Source organism: uncultured Parasphingorhabdus sp., assembly GCF_963975555.1.
Classification (GTDB): domain Bacteria; phylum Pseudomonadota; class Alphaproteobacteria; order Sphingomonadales; family Sphingomonadaceae; genus Parasphingorhabdus.
Window position 1 is genome coordinate 238,578 of the sequence record NZ_CAXBHH010000002.1, and the last position, 14,990, is coordinate 253,567.

18 protein-coding genes are annotated in these 14,990 nt (G+C 53.9%); 7 read left to right on the top strand and 11 right to left on the bottom strand.

Translation table 11 applies throughout. The features are described from left to right. Positions 1–2: 2 nt before the first annotated feature. Together AAC060_RS06505 and AAC060_RS06510 are read right to left on the bottom strand one after the other, a co-directional pair. Positions 3–596 (bottom strand): malonic semialdehyde reductase, encoded by a 594-nt coding sequence (locus AAC060_RS06505; RefSeq protein ID WP_339824188.1) that lies wholly within the window; start codon positions 594–596, stop codon positions 3–5. 27 nt (positions 597–623) lie between these two features. After that, complete coding sequence (locus AAC060_RS06510) at positions 624–1,196, bottom strand: NifU family protein (RefSeq protein ID WP_339824190.1); 573 nt, start codon at positions 1,194–1,196, stop codon at positions 624–626. A gap of 157 nt (positions 1,197–1,353) precedes the next feature. Between AAC060_RS06510 and AAC060_RS06515 the strand changes: the two genes are divergently transcribed. Then, a complete protein-coding gene (locus tag AAC060_RS06515) occupies positions 1,354–4,239 on the top strand; it encodes an insulinase family protein (RefSeq protein WP_339824192.1) in 2,886 nt (961 codons plus the stop codon). Here the strand turns inward: AAC060_RS06515 and AAC060_RS06520 are convergent. The 4 genes from AAC060_RS06520 to AAC060_RS06535 all read right to left on the bottom strand — a co-directional run bounded on the left by AAC060_RS06520 (position 4,236) and on the right by AAC060_RS06535 (position 7,233). Continuing rightward, entirely contained in the window at positions 4,236–4,868 is a 633-nt protein-coding gene (locus AAC060_RS06520; RefSeq protein WP_339824193.1) for a peroxiredoxin family protein, read from the bottom strand. The genes AAC060_RS06515 and AAC060_RS06520 overlap by 4 nt on opposite strands. A 48-nt stretch (positions 4,869–4,916) precedes the next feature. Beyond that, positions 4,917–6,218 carry an ATP-dependent protease ATPase subunit HslU gene (hslU, locus tag AAC060_RS06525; RefSeq protein WP_339824195.1) on the bottom strand — a complete coding sequence of 434 codons (1,302 nt, stop codon included), beginning with the start codon at positions 6,216–6,218 and terminating at the stop codon, positions 4,917–4,919. A gap of 42 nt (positions 6,219–6,260) precedes the next feature. Further along, the gene (gene hslV / locus AAC060_RS06530; protein ID WP_339824196.1) at positions 6,261–6,827 is read right to left on the bottom strand and encodes an ATP-dependent protease subunit HslV; all 567 of its coding nucleotides are present in this window, start codon (positions 6,825–6,827) and stop codon (positions 6,261–6,263) included. A gap of 166 nt (positions 6,828–6,993) precedes the next feature. After that, a complete protein-coding gene (locus tag AAC060_RS06535; RefSeq protein ID WP_339824197.1) occupies positions 6,994–7,233 on the bottom strand; it encodes a hypothetical protein in 240 nt (79 codons plus the stop codon). Between the two features lie 328 nt (positions 7,234–7,561). Here AAC060_RS06535 and AAC060_RS06540 point away from each other — a divergent pair, with 328 nt between their 5' ends. Continuing rightward, positions 7,562–7,756, top strand: coding sequence for a hypothetical protein (locus AAC060_RS06540; RefSeq protein WP_339824199.1), 195 nt, complete (start codon positions 7,562–7,564; stop codon positions 7,754–7,756). A 34-nt stretch (positions 7,757–7,790) separates the two neighbouring features. Here AAC060_RS06540 and AAC060_RS06545 read toward each other — a convergent pair whose 3' ends face one another. After that, positions 7,791–9,077, bottom strand: coding sequence for an MFS transporter (locus AAC060_RS06545; protein ID WP_339824719.1), 1,287 nt, complete (start codon positions 9,075–9,077; stop codon positions 7,791–7,793). 163 nt (positions 9,078–9,240) lie between these two features. On the opposite strand from AAC060_RS06545, the gene pgsA reads away from it, so the two are divergent. The 3 genes from pgsA to AAC060_RS06560 are packed head-to-tail and all read left to right on the top strand — an operon-like array spanning position 9,241 to position 10,516. Beyond that, a complete protein-coding gene (pgsA, locus tag AAC060_RS06550; protein WP_339824201.1) occupies positions 9,241–9,813 on the top strand; it encodes a CDP-diacylglycerol--glycerol-3-phosphate 3-phosphatidyltransferase in 573 nt (190 codons plus the stop codon). Beyond that, the gene (locus AAC060_RS06555; RefSeq protein WP_339824202.1) at positions 9,813–10,076 is read left to right on the top strand and encodes a MoaD/ThiS family protein; all 264 of its coding nucleotides are present in this window, start codon (positions 9,813–9,815) and stop codon (positions 10,074–10,076) included. The genes pgsA and AAC060_RS06555 overlap by 1 nt, the downstream gene beginning before the upstream one ends. After that, positions 10,073–10,516, top strand: coding sequence for a molybdenum cofactor biosynthesis protein MoaE (locus tag AAC060_RS06560; RefSeq protein WP_339824204.1), 444 nt, complete (start codon positions 10,073–10,075; stop codon positions 10,514–10,516). The genes AAC060_RS06555 and AAC060_RS06560 overlap by 4 nt, the downstream gene beginning before the upstream one ends. Positions 10,517–10,548: 32 nt before the next feature. On the opposite strand, the gene AAC060_RS06565 is transcribed toward AAC060_RS06560, so the two are convergent. Next, positions 10,549–11,472, bottom strand: a complete 924-nt coding sequence (locus AAC060_RS06565) for a hydrogen peroxide-inducible genes activator (RefSeq protein ID WP_339824206.1) — start codon at positions 11,470–11,472, stop codon at positions 10,549–10,551. Between the two features lie 156 nt (positions 11,473–11,628). On the opposite strand from AAC060_RS06565, the gene epsC reads away from it, so the two are divergent. Both epsC and AAC060_RS06575 read left to right on the top strand, forming a co-directional pair. Then, positions 11,629–12,333 carry a serine O-acetyltransferase EpsC gene (gene epsC / locus AAC060_RS06570; protein ID WP_339824721.1) on the top strand — a complete coding sequence of 235 codons (705 nt, stop codon included), beginning with the start codon at positions 11,629–11,631 and terminating at the stop codon, positions 12,331–12,333. After that, positions 12,333–12,686, top strand: a complete 354-nt coding sequence (locus AAC060_RS06575; RefSeq protein WP_339824723.1) for a DUF2794 domain-containing protein — start codon at positions 12,333–12,335, stop codon at positions 12,684–12,686. Before epsC ends, AAC060_RS06575 begins: the two co-directional genes overlap by 1 nt. A 38-nt stretch (positions 12,687–12,724) precedes the next feature. Here AAC060_RS06575 and phoB read toward each other — a convergent pair whose 3' ends face one another. From phoB to pstB, 3 genes are read right to left on the bottom strand one after another with little or no spacing between them, the layout of a single operon-like run. After that, positions 12,725–13,426 (bottom strand): phosphate regulon transcriptional regulator PhoB, encoded by a 702-nt coding sequence (gene phoB, locus AAC060_RS06580; RefSeq protein ID WP_339824208.1) that lies wholly within the window; start codon positions 13,424–13,426, stop codon positions 12,725–12,727. Beyond that, entirely contained in the window at positions 13,426–14,157 is a 732-nt protein-coding gene (gene phoU / locus AAC060_RS06585) for a phosphate signaling complex protein PhoU (RefSeq protein ID WP_339824210.1), read from the bottom strand. The genes phoB and phoU overlap by 1 nt, the downstream gene beginning before the upstream one ends. 24 nt (positions 14,158–14,181) lie before the next feature. Next, on the bottom strand, positions 14,182–14,979 hold the full coding sequence (gene pstB, locus AAC060_RS06590; protein ID WP_339824212.1) for a phosphate ABC transporter ATP-binding protein PstB: 798 nt from the start codon (positions 14,977–14,979) through the stop codon (positions 14,182–14,184). Positions 14,980–14,990: the final 11 nt, after the last annotated feature.

The window sequence follows — 14,990 nt, forward strand, 5'->3', positions numbered from 1 at the left end:
GGTCAGATCAAGCTGTTGAATTTATCGAATTCCGGACGCGGGCTGCGATCAAAAATCGTTGCCGGATCGCCATAGCCCAGTGTCGAGATGAAATTGGATCTGACACTAGGCTGGTCGCCGAAAAATTCCTTGTCGACCGCATCATTATCGAAGCCTGACATCGGGCCCGTGTCGAGACCGAGCGCGCGAGCCGCGAGAATGAAATAGCCGCCTTGCAGCGAACTGTTCCGCATCGCATGTACTTTTCGCGCTTCGGCATCGCCGGCAAACCAGCTTTTCGCGTCAGCATGCGGGAAAAGCTCCGGCAGATGCACGTGAAAATCCTGATCCATACCAATGATGACCGCCGCTGGCGCTTTGCGGATTTTTTCCTGATTGCCTTCGGATGAAAGGGCGGCCAGCCGGTCCTTCGCCTCTTGGCTGTGGCACCAGACAAGTCGTGCCGGCAGCATGTTCGCGCTGGTCGGACCCATTTTCATCAGATTCCAGATTGCATGCAGCTGGTCTACCGAAACAGGTTTGTCCTGATAGCCGTTATAGGTGCGCGCTTCGAGAAACAGCTGGTTCAGCGCCGCTTGATCCAATGGGGAATTCATTGATATACCTTTGTGTAAAAAGGGAACTTATGCCGCCTGGACGTCAGTGACCTCGGGAACATAATGTTTCAGCAGGGATTCGATCCCGTGCTTCAAAGTAGCCGAAGACGACGGGCATCCCGCGCAGGCACCCTGCATTTTCAGGAATACCGTGCCCTTGTTGAAACCGCGATAGATGATGTCGCCACCATCATTGGCAACCGCCGGGCGGACCCGGGTTTCGATCAATTCCTTGATCTGTGCTACAATATCGGCGTCTTCCGGATCGTCATGCACTTCCTCTTCAGGGGGGACGGAAATTTCTCCCGCGCTACCGGGCTTGAACAACGGTAGCCCGGCCGAAAAATGATCAAGCAAAATGCTCAGTACCTGGGGTTTCTGATCACTCCAGTCGGCGCCCGGTCCGCAGGTTACCGAGATAAAATCCGAACCGAAGAAGACGCCCGTGACATCGCCGAGTGTGAAAAGCGCTTCGGCAAGCGGTGATATCTCCGCATCTTCCGGAGACGCAAAGTCACGGGTCCCGTCGGACATGACCGGTTGTCCAACCAGAAATTTGAGGGTCGACGGGTTCGGTGTTTTTTCTGTTTCAATAAGCATGTTCCTTATCTGGCGATTATTGATGACGCTATCAAGGGGTAAAAGGCTTAACCGCCGCAGCATTTGCTATGTATCGGGGGAATATTCACTGGCCAGTAAGATTGGGCCTGCTTATATCGCTTCCATGAAACCAACATTCCCCCGTCTCACCCGACATATGTCGTTTATCTGCCTGGCGTTCGGCCTGCTCGCTGTGCCAAATTTGGCTGCTGCACAACAGGCCGAGAGCGCCGAAACACAACCATGGCTTTACAAGAACAGCGATGTTCCGGTCGACAAGAGCTGGACCTTTGGTGAACTGGACAACGGATTACGCTATGCGATCAAACGCAATGGTGTACCGCCGGGCCAAGTGTCGATCCGGTTGCGGTTGGATGTCGGTTCGCTAATGGAGACCGAACAGGAGCAGGGATTTGCCCATTTCATGGAACATCTGACCTTTCGCGGTTCGACCCATGTGCCCGACGGTGAGGCGAAACGTGTCTGGCAGCGACTGGGGGCGACGTTTGGAAGCGACAGCAATGCCGAAACAACGCCGACGCAAACCGTTTACAAGCTGGACCTGCCTAACGCCAACAGAACCAGTCTCGACGAGAGCTTGAAAATATTGTCTGGAATGGTGAGTTCGCCCGGTTTGAACATAACCGCAATCAATGCAGAGCGTCCGGTGGTGCTGGCGGAATTGCGCGAACGGGCCGGTCCCCAAACGATAGTGCAAAATGCGACGCGCGAACTGTTTTTTGCGGAGCAACGGCTAGCGAACCGCGCGCCCATCGGAACGCCGGAAACCCTGGGCGCTGCAACGCCGAAAATGCTGCAACTATTCCATCAACGCTGGTATCGGCCCGAGCAAGCGGTCATTGTAATCGCCGGAGACGGTGATCCGGCACTGTTCGAGGAATTGTTGAAAAAGCACTTTTCCAAATGGCGTGGAAAAGGCGAAGCGGGGGTTATTCCCGATTTCGGGCAGCCGCGAGATATAGAGGATATCAGCCGGGTTGTTATCGAGCCCACGTTGCCGCGGTTCATTTCGATGGTCATCGCCCGTCCCTGGGAGCAGGTCGAGGATACGATTGTCTATAACCAGCAGATTTTGATCGATCTGCTAGCGCTGCAGATGATCAACCGTCGCCTGGAAGGTCGGGCGAGAGCAGGGGGGAGCTATCTCCAGGCAAGCGTCGGACAGGATGACGTCAGCCGTTCGATTGACGGGACATTTATCAGTATCATCCCACTCGGCGACGACTGGGAAGCTGCTCTGGCCGATGTACGCGGTGTTATCGCCGATGCCACAACTGTTGCACCTTCCGAGCAAGACATTGCCCGGGAGATTGCGGAATTCGATGCAGCGCTGGCGATCGGCGTCGAAAGCTACCAGACGGAAGCGGCGCGAAAACAGGCTGACGATATCGTCAATGCTGTCGACATTCGGGAAACCGTCGCGACGCCGCAGGTGGCGCTCGACGTATTTCGCGAAATGAGAGACCTGTACACGCCTGAAAGGCTGCTTGAATCCACGAAAAAATTATTTACCGGCGTGTCGACGCGGGCCTTGATGACATCCCCCGACGTCATCGATGATGGGAAGGTCAAACTGGCCAAGGCGCTGAGAAGCACCGTCAAGGCTTCAAGCGACGTTCGTGTCACCCAATCCGATCTTGGTTTTGAAGCCTTGAAAAAAATCGGCAAAAAAGGCTCTGTCAAAACGGCGCAGAAGATTGACCGTTTCGATATCGAGCAGCTGGAGCTTTCCAACGGCGTCAGGGTCCTGCTGTTTCCGAACACATCGGAACGCAACAAGATCATGGTCAATGCCCGATTTGGAACTGGATATAGCGGCCTGTCGCCTGATAAGGAATCACTTGCCTGGTCCGGCGCGCTCGCGTTGATCGCCAGCGGGGTTGGTGATCTCGGACAGGAAGAGCTCGACAAGATTACCACCGGGCGCCGTATTGGACTGGGATTTAGCATAGACAATGACGCGTTCGAAATTGCCGCCAATACAAGGCCGGCCGACCTCGAAGACCAGCTTCATCTGATTGCGGCGAAATTGGAGAATCCTCGCTGGGATCCGGCGCCGGTCATCCGCAGCAGAGCTGCATCGCTTATCGGCTATGACAGTTTCTCGGCATCTCCGCAGGCGGTTATGGAACGGGACCTTGAATGGCTCGTCCACGGAAAGGATCCTCGCTGGAAGACTCCGGACAAAGAAGATTTCGAAAAACTCAACGCCGAGAATTTTAAACAATTCTGGAAGCCGATTCTTGCAAGCGGTCCGGTCGAGCTGATGTTGTTTGGTGATTTTGACCGTGATCAGGCGGTAGAGGCGATCCTCAGGACCTTCGGCGCGTTGAAAGAGCGCAAGCCGCTTGCTGTCCAGCCCGGAGCAACATCGCCGCAATTTCCTGCTCCGCAGGCCGGCCCGGAAATTCTGGTTCATAAAGGTGATCAAGACCGGGCCGCTGCGATGGTCGCCTGGCCAACCGGTGGCGGGCTGGAGAATATACGCGAGAGCCGGAAACTGGAAGTGCTTGTCTCCATTTTCAATGACCGGTTGTTTGAAATTCTTCGCTCTCAACAAGGGGCAAGCTATAGCCCGCAAGTTGTTAACAGCTGGCCGGTCGAGTTTAATTCAGGCGGTTATATCGGGGCACAAAGCCAATTGACCCCGGACAACGTCGACCGCTTCTACAATGTCGTGGAATTGATCGTTAAAGACCTTCGGGAAAATCCGGTGAGTGCCGATGAGTTGCAGCGTGTTGTCGAACCCTTGCGTCAGCTTATAGCCCGTGCCTCCAGCGGCAATAGCTTCTGGATGAGCCAGATGGAGGGAGCGAGTTTCAATCCGCAGAAATTTGTCGCGCTGCAGACGCTGCTCCACGATTACACCGTTATTACCCCTGAAGAGGTGCAGGCTCTGGCCGTCAAATATCTTGTTGATGGCAAGAAATGGAAGCTCGTCGTTCTGCCGGAGGGCGACCGGCTTGCCGCCAATGACAATGATCCGGTGGCGACCTCAGAAAACAGCGCGGCGAGTAACTAGATCGAGTCTACCAGCGCCAGTATCTGCTCGTTGCTGGGGCGTTTCTTGTAATTGCCCGATACGGATTTCGCGATGATCTTGCCGTTTTTGTCGATCACAAAAACCGAAGCATAAGGCACGCCGACGGCGCGGCCGTCGGTATATTGCGGGTCGCGCAATCCGAAACCATCTATGACCTTGGATGGCTGGTCTGAGAGCATCTGATATTGCAACATCTGGTTTTTGGCGAAGCGGTCCTGCTTGTCCGGGCTGTCATAAGAGAGCCCGTAAAGATTATAGCCGCGATCCTTCAGATCATCGACAATAGCATTGATCGATTTCAATTGGGTCTGGCAATAGGGACACCATTCAACCGACCGGGTAAAAACAACAAGGGCAGGGCCATTCTCGAGGATTTTACCGAGAGTGGTTTCGCCCGCATCTGTTAGCAGGCCGGCAGCCATCGGTGCCTGGTCTCCAACAGCCAGTCCGGCATCAATGCTTTCCGTACCGCTGATCGGAGAAACAACCGTTTCCGGTTTGCTGTCAACTTGCTCGGTCAATGCGGAATCCGCCTCGTCAGCGGATTCAGAGCAGCCAGACAGGGCTACCGCAGCAGTGGAAGACAATAATAACATCGCTCGTTTCATGAATGACTCCATCTCATTATCTTCGCTACCGAGGGGATTTCGATAACATCATAATATATATTTGGACAGGTCAGTATTCTTGGCAACATCGGAAAGCTGCTTGTCAACATAGGCTGCGTCGACGGTAATTTCTTCGCCGCCACGGTCCTCCGCATTGAAGCTGATATCTTCGAGCAGTTTTTCCATAACCGTCTGCAGACGGCGGGCACCGATATTTTCAACGGTCTCGTTCACGTTGGCCGCGATTTCAGCCAGTTTCCTGATCGCGTCGTCGGTGATGGTGATCGTGACATCTTCGGTCCCTAGAAGAGCTATATATTGCTCGGTCAAATTGGCTCTGGTCTCGGTCAATATCCTTACGAAATCCTCTTCGGTCAACGCCCGCAATTCCACCCGGATCGGCAAGCGACCCTGTAATTCGGGCAGCATGTCGCTGGGTTTGGATATGGAAAAAGCGCCGGAAGCGATGAACAGGATATGGTCTGTTTTCATCGGACCATATTTGGTTGCGACGGTCGTGCCCTCGATCAGCGGAAGCAGATCGCGCTGGACGCCTTCCCGGCTAACCGATCCGCCACGCACATCGCTCACCGCGATCTTGTCGATCTCGTCAAGGAAGACGATCCCGTTGGATTCTGCATCGGTTATGGCAGCGCGCGAAATATCATCATCATCGAGACGCTTGTCTGATTCCTCTTCGACGAGCTTGTCCCAGGCATCGGCTACGCGCATTTTGCGCCGCTTCAGACGGCTCTGGTTGAAAGCCTTGCCCATCATGTCGGACAGGTTGATCATACCAACCTGACCACCCATGCCCGGAATATCCATCGGCGTGTTGGGCGTGTCTTCGACCTCAATCTCGATTTCGGTGTCGTTCATGTGATTGTCGACCACACGCTGGCGAAAACTTTCGCGCGTGGCTTCGCTGGCGCTTTCTCCGCACAGAACGTCGAGCAATCTCTTCATCGCAGCTTCCGCTGCCGCTTCGTGCACAGCCAGGCGCCGGCGTTCGCGTTCCAGTCTCACGGCTTCCTCGGCAAGATCGCGGGCAATCTGCTCGACGTCGCGACCAACATAACCGACTTCCGTGAATTTGGTGGCCTCCACCTTGATAAACGGCGCGTCAGCAAGTTTCGCCAGACGGCGGGAAATTTCGGTTTTGCCGCAACCCGTGGGCCCGATCATCAGGATGTTTTTGGGAGTCACCTCTTCGCGGAGTTCTGCGGGCAATCTCTGTCTACGCCAGCGGTTGCGCAAAGCAACGGCGACCGCGCGTTTTGCATCCTGCTGGCCGATAATATGTTCGTCCAACGCCTTAACGATGGCTTTGGGGGTCAGGTTCGCCTGCATGCTATATTCTCTTTATTATAGGGGTAACGGATCCGACAATATTTAAGTGTCGCTATCGAGGGTTTCAATCGTGACCTGGTCGTTGGTGAACACGCAAAGCTCTGCTGCGATTTGCATCGATTTCCTGGCCAGCTTCTCGGCGTCCTTTTCATAATCTTTCAAGGCGCGCGCGGCGGAAAGGGCGAAATTCCCACCGGAACCGATCGCTGCAATACCTTCTATTGGCTCGAGCACGTCACCGTTGCCGGTAAGGATAAGCGTCACATCCTTGTCAGCTACGATCATCAAAGCTTCCAGATTGCGGAGATATTTGTCGGTCCGCCAATCCTTTGCCAGCTCCACAGCAGCGCGCATGAGCTGGCCATTGTGGCGTTCGAGCTTTGCCTCGAGCCGTTCAAATAAAGTGAAAGCATCTGCGGTCGCGCCAGCGAAGCCGCCAATCACTGATCCGTCGTGTAATTGCCGCACCTTGCGGGCGTTCGGTTTCATCACGGTATTGCCCATGGATACCTGGCCGTCGCCTATAACGACGACCTTGCCATTCCGACGGACCGATAAGATTGTTGTGCCATGCCATTGCTGCAGGCCATGTTGCTGATTTTCTGTCATGAAACCGGATATGGGTAATCTGGTCCGGATGTGCAACCAAAGGCGCTGCCCCTAACCATATTGATGTCCACTTGCCCGGTGATTTTCCAGTTCGCAGCACTTCTAACATCAAAAAAAATGGCGACCAATTGGCCGCCATCTTTAAATTGTTTATGCCTGAATTAATTCAGGGGGAGGTTGGCGCATCGTCGCTGCCGTCAGCTGCGACAACGATACCAGCAATCACTGCTGCTGCAGCGAGGATTGCAATGATGATGCCCGATCCGCCTTCAACATTGTTTTCTTTTTCAACGGTTGCACCGGTACGAGCAACAGAAGAAACAGGCTGAACAGCCTGAGCCAAGACGGGCGCGCTTACAAGCGACGCGGCTGCTGCTGCAGCCATTCCAATTTTACCGAAACGCATAATTTGCTCCTTCAGGGTTTCGCATTACATTCAATACGAACTGGTCATTGGCATAACAGGCAGGTCAAATCAACGATGTTGTTGTTCGAAATGGTGATTTTCCGGAGTAGTGGCAAAGATCACACAGGTCGGATTTTGGCTGATAAACCGATGATTTGAATATGCCGATTGCCTGTTAATCAATTTAATATCCGTGCCGCGCGCGAAAATACTGCATTTGACAGCCTGTTCCAATTCAAGACATTAACCATAGTCCTAAAATCTGTGCTGGAAAATATGGATAACAAATTGTTAACTGTTCCACATGGACAGAGAAAATTTACGATCATTGGCATTGCGAAAAGACGGAATAGGTCATCCCTTTCGTCAAAATCTGCCGTTCGAGATGGCGCCAATCGCCAAAGCGGAACATGTTTTGGAAACTTCGGGTACAACTGGAGGAAAATGGCTGGGCGAAGATGTGAGCCTGTTCATTCTAAGCTTCCTCGCCTTTTTTACCGCCTTTTATACGTTCATTTTCTGACCCGGCACGTTCTGCTCGGCCGCAAAAAGGTCGATCAGTCGCAAGCCCGATGAAGCTGCTGACCGAGCCACGCAGCCACCAGACACATGGCCGCAACCAGCAACAGCTGTTCGGTTGTCGAAACGCCCAGCATGCTAAGGCCGATCGCCGCGAGCGCGCCAAATACCATGCAGCCGGAATTGACCACATTATTTGCAGCAATGGTGCGGGCGGTCTGGCTGATATCGACGGTCGTGGTCAGAAACGCATATAGCGGCACGACGAACATGCCGCCAAATATGGATACACCGCCGAGGGTGGCGAGCAGAGACCAGGCACCATCATGGACGATGAATGTCTTGAATGTGTAGAGTTCGCCATTGGGCAAGCCATCCCAGCTCCGAGTTATGAAGTAGAGTATCAGGACAAATACGCCCATCAAGATGACGCTGACCGGTGCGAAACGCGCCGAAACTTCGCTTTTCAACAACCGGTTGACCAGAACCGAGCCAATCGCGATCCCGATCGAAAAAACGCCCAGAAAGAGGCTCGCTACCTGCGGTGTCGCCGTCAGTACATTCTCCACAAGCGGTGGAAACTGGATGATCAGGACCGATCCGATCGTCCAGAAAAAGCTGATCGCGATAATCGCCAGATATAATTTACGCACATGCAACGTCGCCGAAATCAACTGGATGGAAGAACGAATGAAGTTGAAGTCGATTTTCTCGACTTCCTTTTGCGCGGGGGCCGGCGGCATGAACTGGGCTGCGACCCGGCCCAGAATCGCGACCAGAAAAACCGTAACGACGGCAATTTCGACGCCATTGCCGTTGCGGTCAATGATGATGCCGCCCAGTATCGTGCCGGCAAGAATCGCAATATAGGTGCCCGCTTCGACCAGACCCGTGCCGCCTAGGACTTCATCTTTCTGCAAATGCTGCGGTAGGACTGCATATTTGATCGGACCAAAAAATGTCGATTGCAGTCCGAGCAGGAATAATGCGGTCAGCATGATGGGAATTGAATGCAGCCAAAGCCCGACCCCGCCAATCACGGCAATGAATATCTCGAGGGTCTTGACCAATCGCGTGATCCGCGCCTTGTCGTAATTGTCTGCCAACTGTCCAGCCAGAGACGAAAACAGGAAAAACGGCAGAATGAAGAGACCGGAGGCGAGGGCGTTGAACGCGAAATCCTCGGATTCACTGTCGTAAATTCCGTAAGTTACCAAAATGATCATCGAGAATTTGAACAGATTGTCGTTAAACGCCCCGAGCAGCTGCGTTAGGAACAGCGGCAAAAATCTTTTTGTCCGCAGCAAATGCGCAGTGTTTTGCATCAAGGGAAAATCTCTTTTCGAGGGAAAATTTGAGTGTCAGCGCATCTTTAACCCTCTGAGCCTCCGCGTCAAATCGAATGACGAGAGGAAAGTCCATCAATTTGCGGATGAGTTGATTGAAACAATTTTCATTTCGTCAGAATCTGTTTATGCGAGAGCCGTGATGCTGAATTTGCCAAACATATTAACACTCTCGCGAATATTCGCCGTGCCGATTCTGGTATTTCTGCTTTGGCCCAATTTTGCTGTGGTGAGACCGCAACCGCTGCCGATCGATTATTTGCTCACCTTCGGACTATATTGTCTGATGGCGATTACCGACTATTTCGACGGCTATCTTGCGCGTTCGCAAGGCACCGTCTCCAAGCTCGGGATATTTCTGGATCCTATCGCCGACAAGATCATGGTCGCCGCGGTGGTAATGATGCTGATATTCACGCGGGATATCCACGGCTGGCATGCCATAGCGGCCATTGTCATCTTGCTACGGGAAATCACCGTGTCCGGTTTACGGGAATTTCTTGCCGGCTTGCAGGTCAGCGTTCCTGTTTCCCAATTGGCCAAATGGAAAACCGGATTTCAGATGATTTCGCTCGGCGCGCTCATCCTCGCCGGAGGCTTGCCGCAATTTCCAATCGTTCAAACGGTCGGCCTGTGGACGCTATGGGCCGCTGCGATTCTGACGCTGGTCACCGGTTGGGATTATCTCCGGGTCGGTCTGAAGCACATGGACTGATGGATCGTTCGATCAATCTGGTATATTTCGCCTGGGTGCGGGAACGGCTCGGCCTCGATAGCGAAATAATTTCCCTCGGAGCAGGAGCCGAGACAATAGATGATGTCCTGAACATGCTGGTCGAACGCGGCGGGGCCTATCCGGATGTTTTCTCGGATGTGGCGAAATTGCGCTTCGCTCTCGATCAGGATTATGGAACGCCCGATTCTCCAATAGGCATGGCTCAGGAACTGGCCATTTTTCCACCGGTAACCGGCGGATGATCAGGGTTGAAGTCGGTACCGCTGATTTTGATATTGGCGCCGAGACTGCGAAGGTTGCCGCGCAGGGTGGCGGCGCGATCGCCAGCTTCGTCGGACAGGTCCGCAATGACGGGAATTTGGAAACACTCGAACTCGAACATTATCCGGCTATGACCGATAAGGCGCTTCGTAACATTGCCAAAACAGCGCAAGCCGACTGGCCGCTCCATGCAATCACGATTATTCACCGGGTCGGCAAACTGTCGGTTGGCGAGAATATCGTCCTGGTGGTGACCGGTTCAGATCATCGCGAGGCGGCGATCGAATCCTGTTCCTTCATCATGGACCGGTTGAAGACGGTGGCGCCGTTCTGGAAGAAAGAGACCGGTTCTGACGGATCCACCAAATGGATCGAAGAGCGTGAATCAGATCTCAAGGCATCGGAAAAATGGCAAAAATAGCATAGGCTAGGCCGGTTTATTTATCGGCTTTTCTACGAACCGGCTGTGGAAACCCAGTTCTGTGCACCTTTCATAATCTCCGCCAATAGCTGGAATTCGCTGCGTCGCGGACTGTTGGTGCGCCATACCAGCGCAATGTCGCGGGCCGCGTTTTCCGATTTCAGCGGTCGCGCGACTATATTGGTGTGATTCAAGATGCCGCTGTCGATCGCCATTTTCGGAAGCAGTGTCAGACCCAATCCATTGTCGACCATCTGGACCAGCGTGTGCAGCGACGTTCCCATCATCCTCGCAGAGGCTCTCAGCTCCGGACGATTGCATGCGGCCAAAGCATGATCCTTGAGGCAATGCCCGTCCTCGAGCAGTAACAAGCGGGTTTCGTCCAGCGTAGCCGGATCAACCTGAGCCGGCGGATCACGCGGATCGTCTTTCGGGAAAGCGACAAATATCTCGTCGCTGAACAGGACTTCGGATTCTACGTCGCCACAGGGGAAAGGTAGCGCCAGCAAAACGCAATCAGCATGGCCGTGATGCAGCGAATCGCAGGCGGCCTGGCTGGTTTCCTCTTTCAGATAGAGTTTGAGCTCCGGCCGTTCCTTGCGCAATTGCGGGAGCAAGCGCGGCAATAGAAAGGGCGCAATTGTCGGGATGACGCTCATCCGGACATCACCGGCCAATGGCTTGCCTGCAGATCGGGCCATTTCCGACAATTCTTCTGCCTCGCGCAAGATCCGGTAGGATTTCTCCACCATCTGGTTGCCCAGTTCGGTGAAACGAACGACCCGGCGGGTGCGCTCCACCAGCACGATGTCGAGCAAGGCTTCCAGTTCCTTTATACCCGCGGATAATGTGGACTGGGTGACGAAGCAGGATTCCGCCGCTTTGCCGAAATGGCCATGTTCTTTCAGTGCCACCAGATATTGCAATTGCTTGAGCGTGGGGAGGTAGGTCGACATTATCGAGGCTTTCGATCAGTGCTTATTCTTTAATCTAATATAGTGATTAATAGGGTTTTGAAAAGTGCCATCAGATTTGCGTTTCAAGAAAAGACTGGAAATAGTGGTTTGTCGTCCCTATTTTAAAAATCTTCGCAACATCCGGAGAATATGAATATGTTTCGGGAACTGGGCGCTTATCTGGATTCCATCAAGGCTCGCGACCCGGCCCCGCGGTCGCGCTGGGAAGTGCTGCTATACCCTGGTGTGCTGGCTATTGGCCTGCACCGGCTGGCGCATTGGCTGTTTAAAGGCGAACTCTATTTCTTTGCCCGGCTGATCAATCACATCTCGCGTTTCTTCACCGCAATCGATATCCATCCGGGTGCCAAGATCGGACGGCATCTGTTTATCGATCACGGGTTTACCGTGATCGGCGAGACCGCTGACATCGGTGACAATGTGACCATTTATCAATGCGTGACATTGGGTGGTACTAACCCGACCAACGGCGTTGGCGGCAAGCGTCACCCCTCGATACAAGACGACGTGATCTTGGGTTCCGGCGCGCAGGTGCTCGGACCGATAACCGTCGGCAAGCGGGCGCGCGTCGGTGCGAATGCAGTTGTGACGCAGGACGTACCGGAAGGCGCGACTATGGTCGGAGTTCGCGCTCGTCCGACGTTGGTCGAGGCAAAGGAATATCAAAAAGACTTTGTTCCTTACGGAACGCCGTGCAGCGAGATATTCGATCCATCGACGCAAAAGCTGGAAATCTTGCAATGCGAAATGGAGCAATTGCAAAAGCGTATTGCGGCTTTTGCCGATGAGCGGAACAAAAACGGCAAAGGTATAGAGACCAAGGGACGTGATCGCGCTTGATGCGTTTTTCCGGGTCCAATATCTCGGCATTTCCGCAGCGTAGCGGCCCTTCTCAGGTCGGATTCGAACGCACGGAAATGGAACGAATTCTCGGCCTATATGGCCGGATGGTGGCTGCCGGCCACTGGAAAGATTATGCCATGGACATGCGGCCTGATGTTGCGATTTTCGCAGCCTTTCGCCGGGCATCGGAACGTCCGCAGATACGAATCGAGAAACGACCCGCGGACCGCAACCGTCAGGGTATGTGGTCGTTGCACGGAGAACAAGGCCAGATCCTGAAACGTGGCCATGATCTCGCAGGTATATTGGCGCCGGTCGAGCGCAAGCTTGTGAAGCTTGTCACCGACTAGAAATATAGGCTCCGGTTTTCGATAGGTTCGCCAAGCAACTATGTCTGAACAGCATCGGTGTCGAGAGCATAGCCAGCCGAACGGACCGTGCGAATGATGTCGGCTCTGTCATTGGCGTTGAGCGCTTTGCGGAGCCGCCGAATGTGCACATCGACGGTGCGAAGCTCGATATCGCTATCCTGACCCCATACGCTGTCGAGCAGCCGCTCGCGGGAAAAAACCCAGTTGGGATGTTCCAGAAAATGGCGCAGCAGCCGGAATTCGGTTGGACCCAGCGCGACGGTGTCACCGCCACGTTTGACCTTGTGACCGACCGTGTCCATTTCCAGATCACCGAAAGTCAGTTTTTCGCCGGCCAGAGCGGGACGGACACGGCGCAAAACGGCTTTGACCCGAGCAATCAGTTCCCGGGGGCTGAACGGTTTTGTGATATAATCGTCGGCACCGGTTTCCAGGCCTCGGATCTTGTCTTCTTCTTCGCCACGGGCGGTCAGCATGATGATCGGGATATTGGCGGTTTCCGATGAACGGCGAAGCCGTCGGCAGACCTCGATGCCGGAAAGACTCTCCAGCATCCAGTCGAGCAATATCACGTCCGGACGATGTTCCTGCACCAGCAAAAGCGCTTCCTCGCCATCGCTGGTGTGGATGACGTCATATTCCTCTTTTTTGAAATTCCAGGACAGGAGTTCCGCCAGAGCGGCGTCATCTTCAACCAGCAATAATTTCGCATTTACCATCAGTCAGCCCCATCGCTCAATGCAGCGTCCAGCGTATCCGTCGGGTCTTCTCCGCGGATACGTTCGGGCATTGGTTCACCGGTCGCGGCAAAATAGACCATCTCGGCGACATTGGTTGCGTGGTCGCCGATCCGTTCGAGATTTTTGGCGATGAACAGCAAATGGGCAGCCTCGCTGATATCCTTGGGATTTTCGATCATATGGGTGATCACGGCGCGAAAAATACTATTATAAAAATCATCGACGATTTGATCGCGCCGGTTCACTTCCATCGCCAGTTCTGCGTCCCGACGGGCAAAGGCGTCAAGTGAATCGCGGACCAGTTCGCTGGCGATTTTCGACATCGACGGAAGCAGGGAGATTGGCGTCAGGCGACGGGTTTTGGTGACCAATGGTACCCGTTTGGCGATATTTTTAGCATAATCGCCAATGCGTTCAACGACGCCGGATATTTTGAACGTGGCAATCAATTCTCTCAGATCATCGGCCATCGGGGCCCGCAGAGCGATCGTCTGAAAGGTAAGATCGTCAATCCGCTTTTCGAGATCGTCGATTAGCTTGTCTTCCCTGACGACTTCCGCGGCCAGTTCCAGATCGCTATTTTCCAGCGCGCGCATAGCCTTGTCAATTGCCTGTTCGCTGCGGCCGCCGATTTCCGCGACCATCCCCCGCAACTGGTTGATATCGGAATCAAACGCTTTGACGGTATGTTCTGTACCACTATTGGCCATGTCTTGTTCCTAATCCTCTGCCGGTCAACCGTAACGACCGGTAATATAATCGCGCGTTTTTTCTTCGCGCGGGTTGGTGAAAATATCTGTCGTATCGCCATATTCTACCAGGGTTCCGAGATGGAAAAAGGCGGTTTTCTGGGAGACACGTGCCGCTTGCTGCATATTATGCGTAACGATGACGATGGCATATTTGCCGCGCAATTCGTGGATTAGTTCTTCGATCTTGGCGGTCGCTATCGGATCGAGGGCCGAGCAGGGCTCGTCCATCAGGATTACTTCGGGATCAACCGCGATAGCGCGCGCGATGCACAGCCGCTGCTGCTGGCCGCCCGATAAGGCTGTGCCGCTGTCCTGCAGCCGGTCTTTAACCTCGCCCCATAGACCGGCGCGGTGCAACGAGGATTCGACGATATTGTCCAGTTCTTCCTTGCCGGTCGCCAGCCCGTGGATACGCGGGCCATAGGCAATATTGTCATAGATCGACTTGGGGAAGGGATTGGGTTTCTGAAATACCATGCCGACCCGCGCGCGCAATTGCACAACGTCCATGTTCGCCGCATAAATATCTTCGCCTTCCAGCATGATATCACCGGTGACGCGGGCAATCGGAATGGTATCGTTCATCCGGTTCATGCAACGGAGAAAGGTGGACTTGCCGCAGCCGGACGGTCCGATAAACGCGGTAACGCTATCCATGTTCACGTCGATCGACACGTCCTTGATGGCCTGCTTGTCGCCGTAAAAAACGTCGACGTTGCGAGCCGTCATTTTTGGCGTGCTGGTTTCGCCGGTCGTCTCTGTTGTGGTCGAGTCTGTCATATTTACGCTTT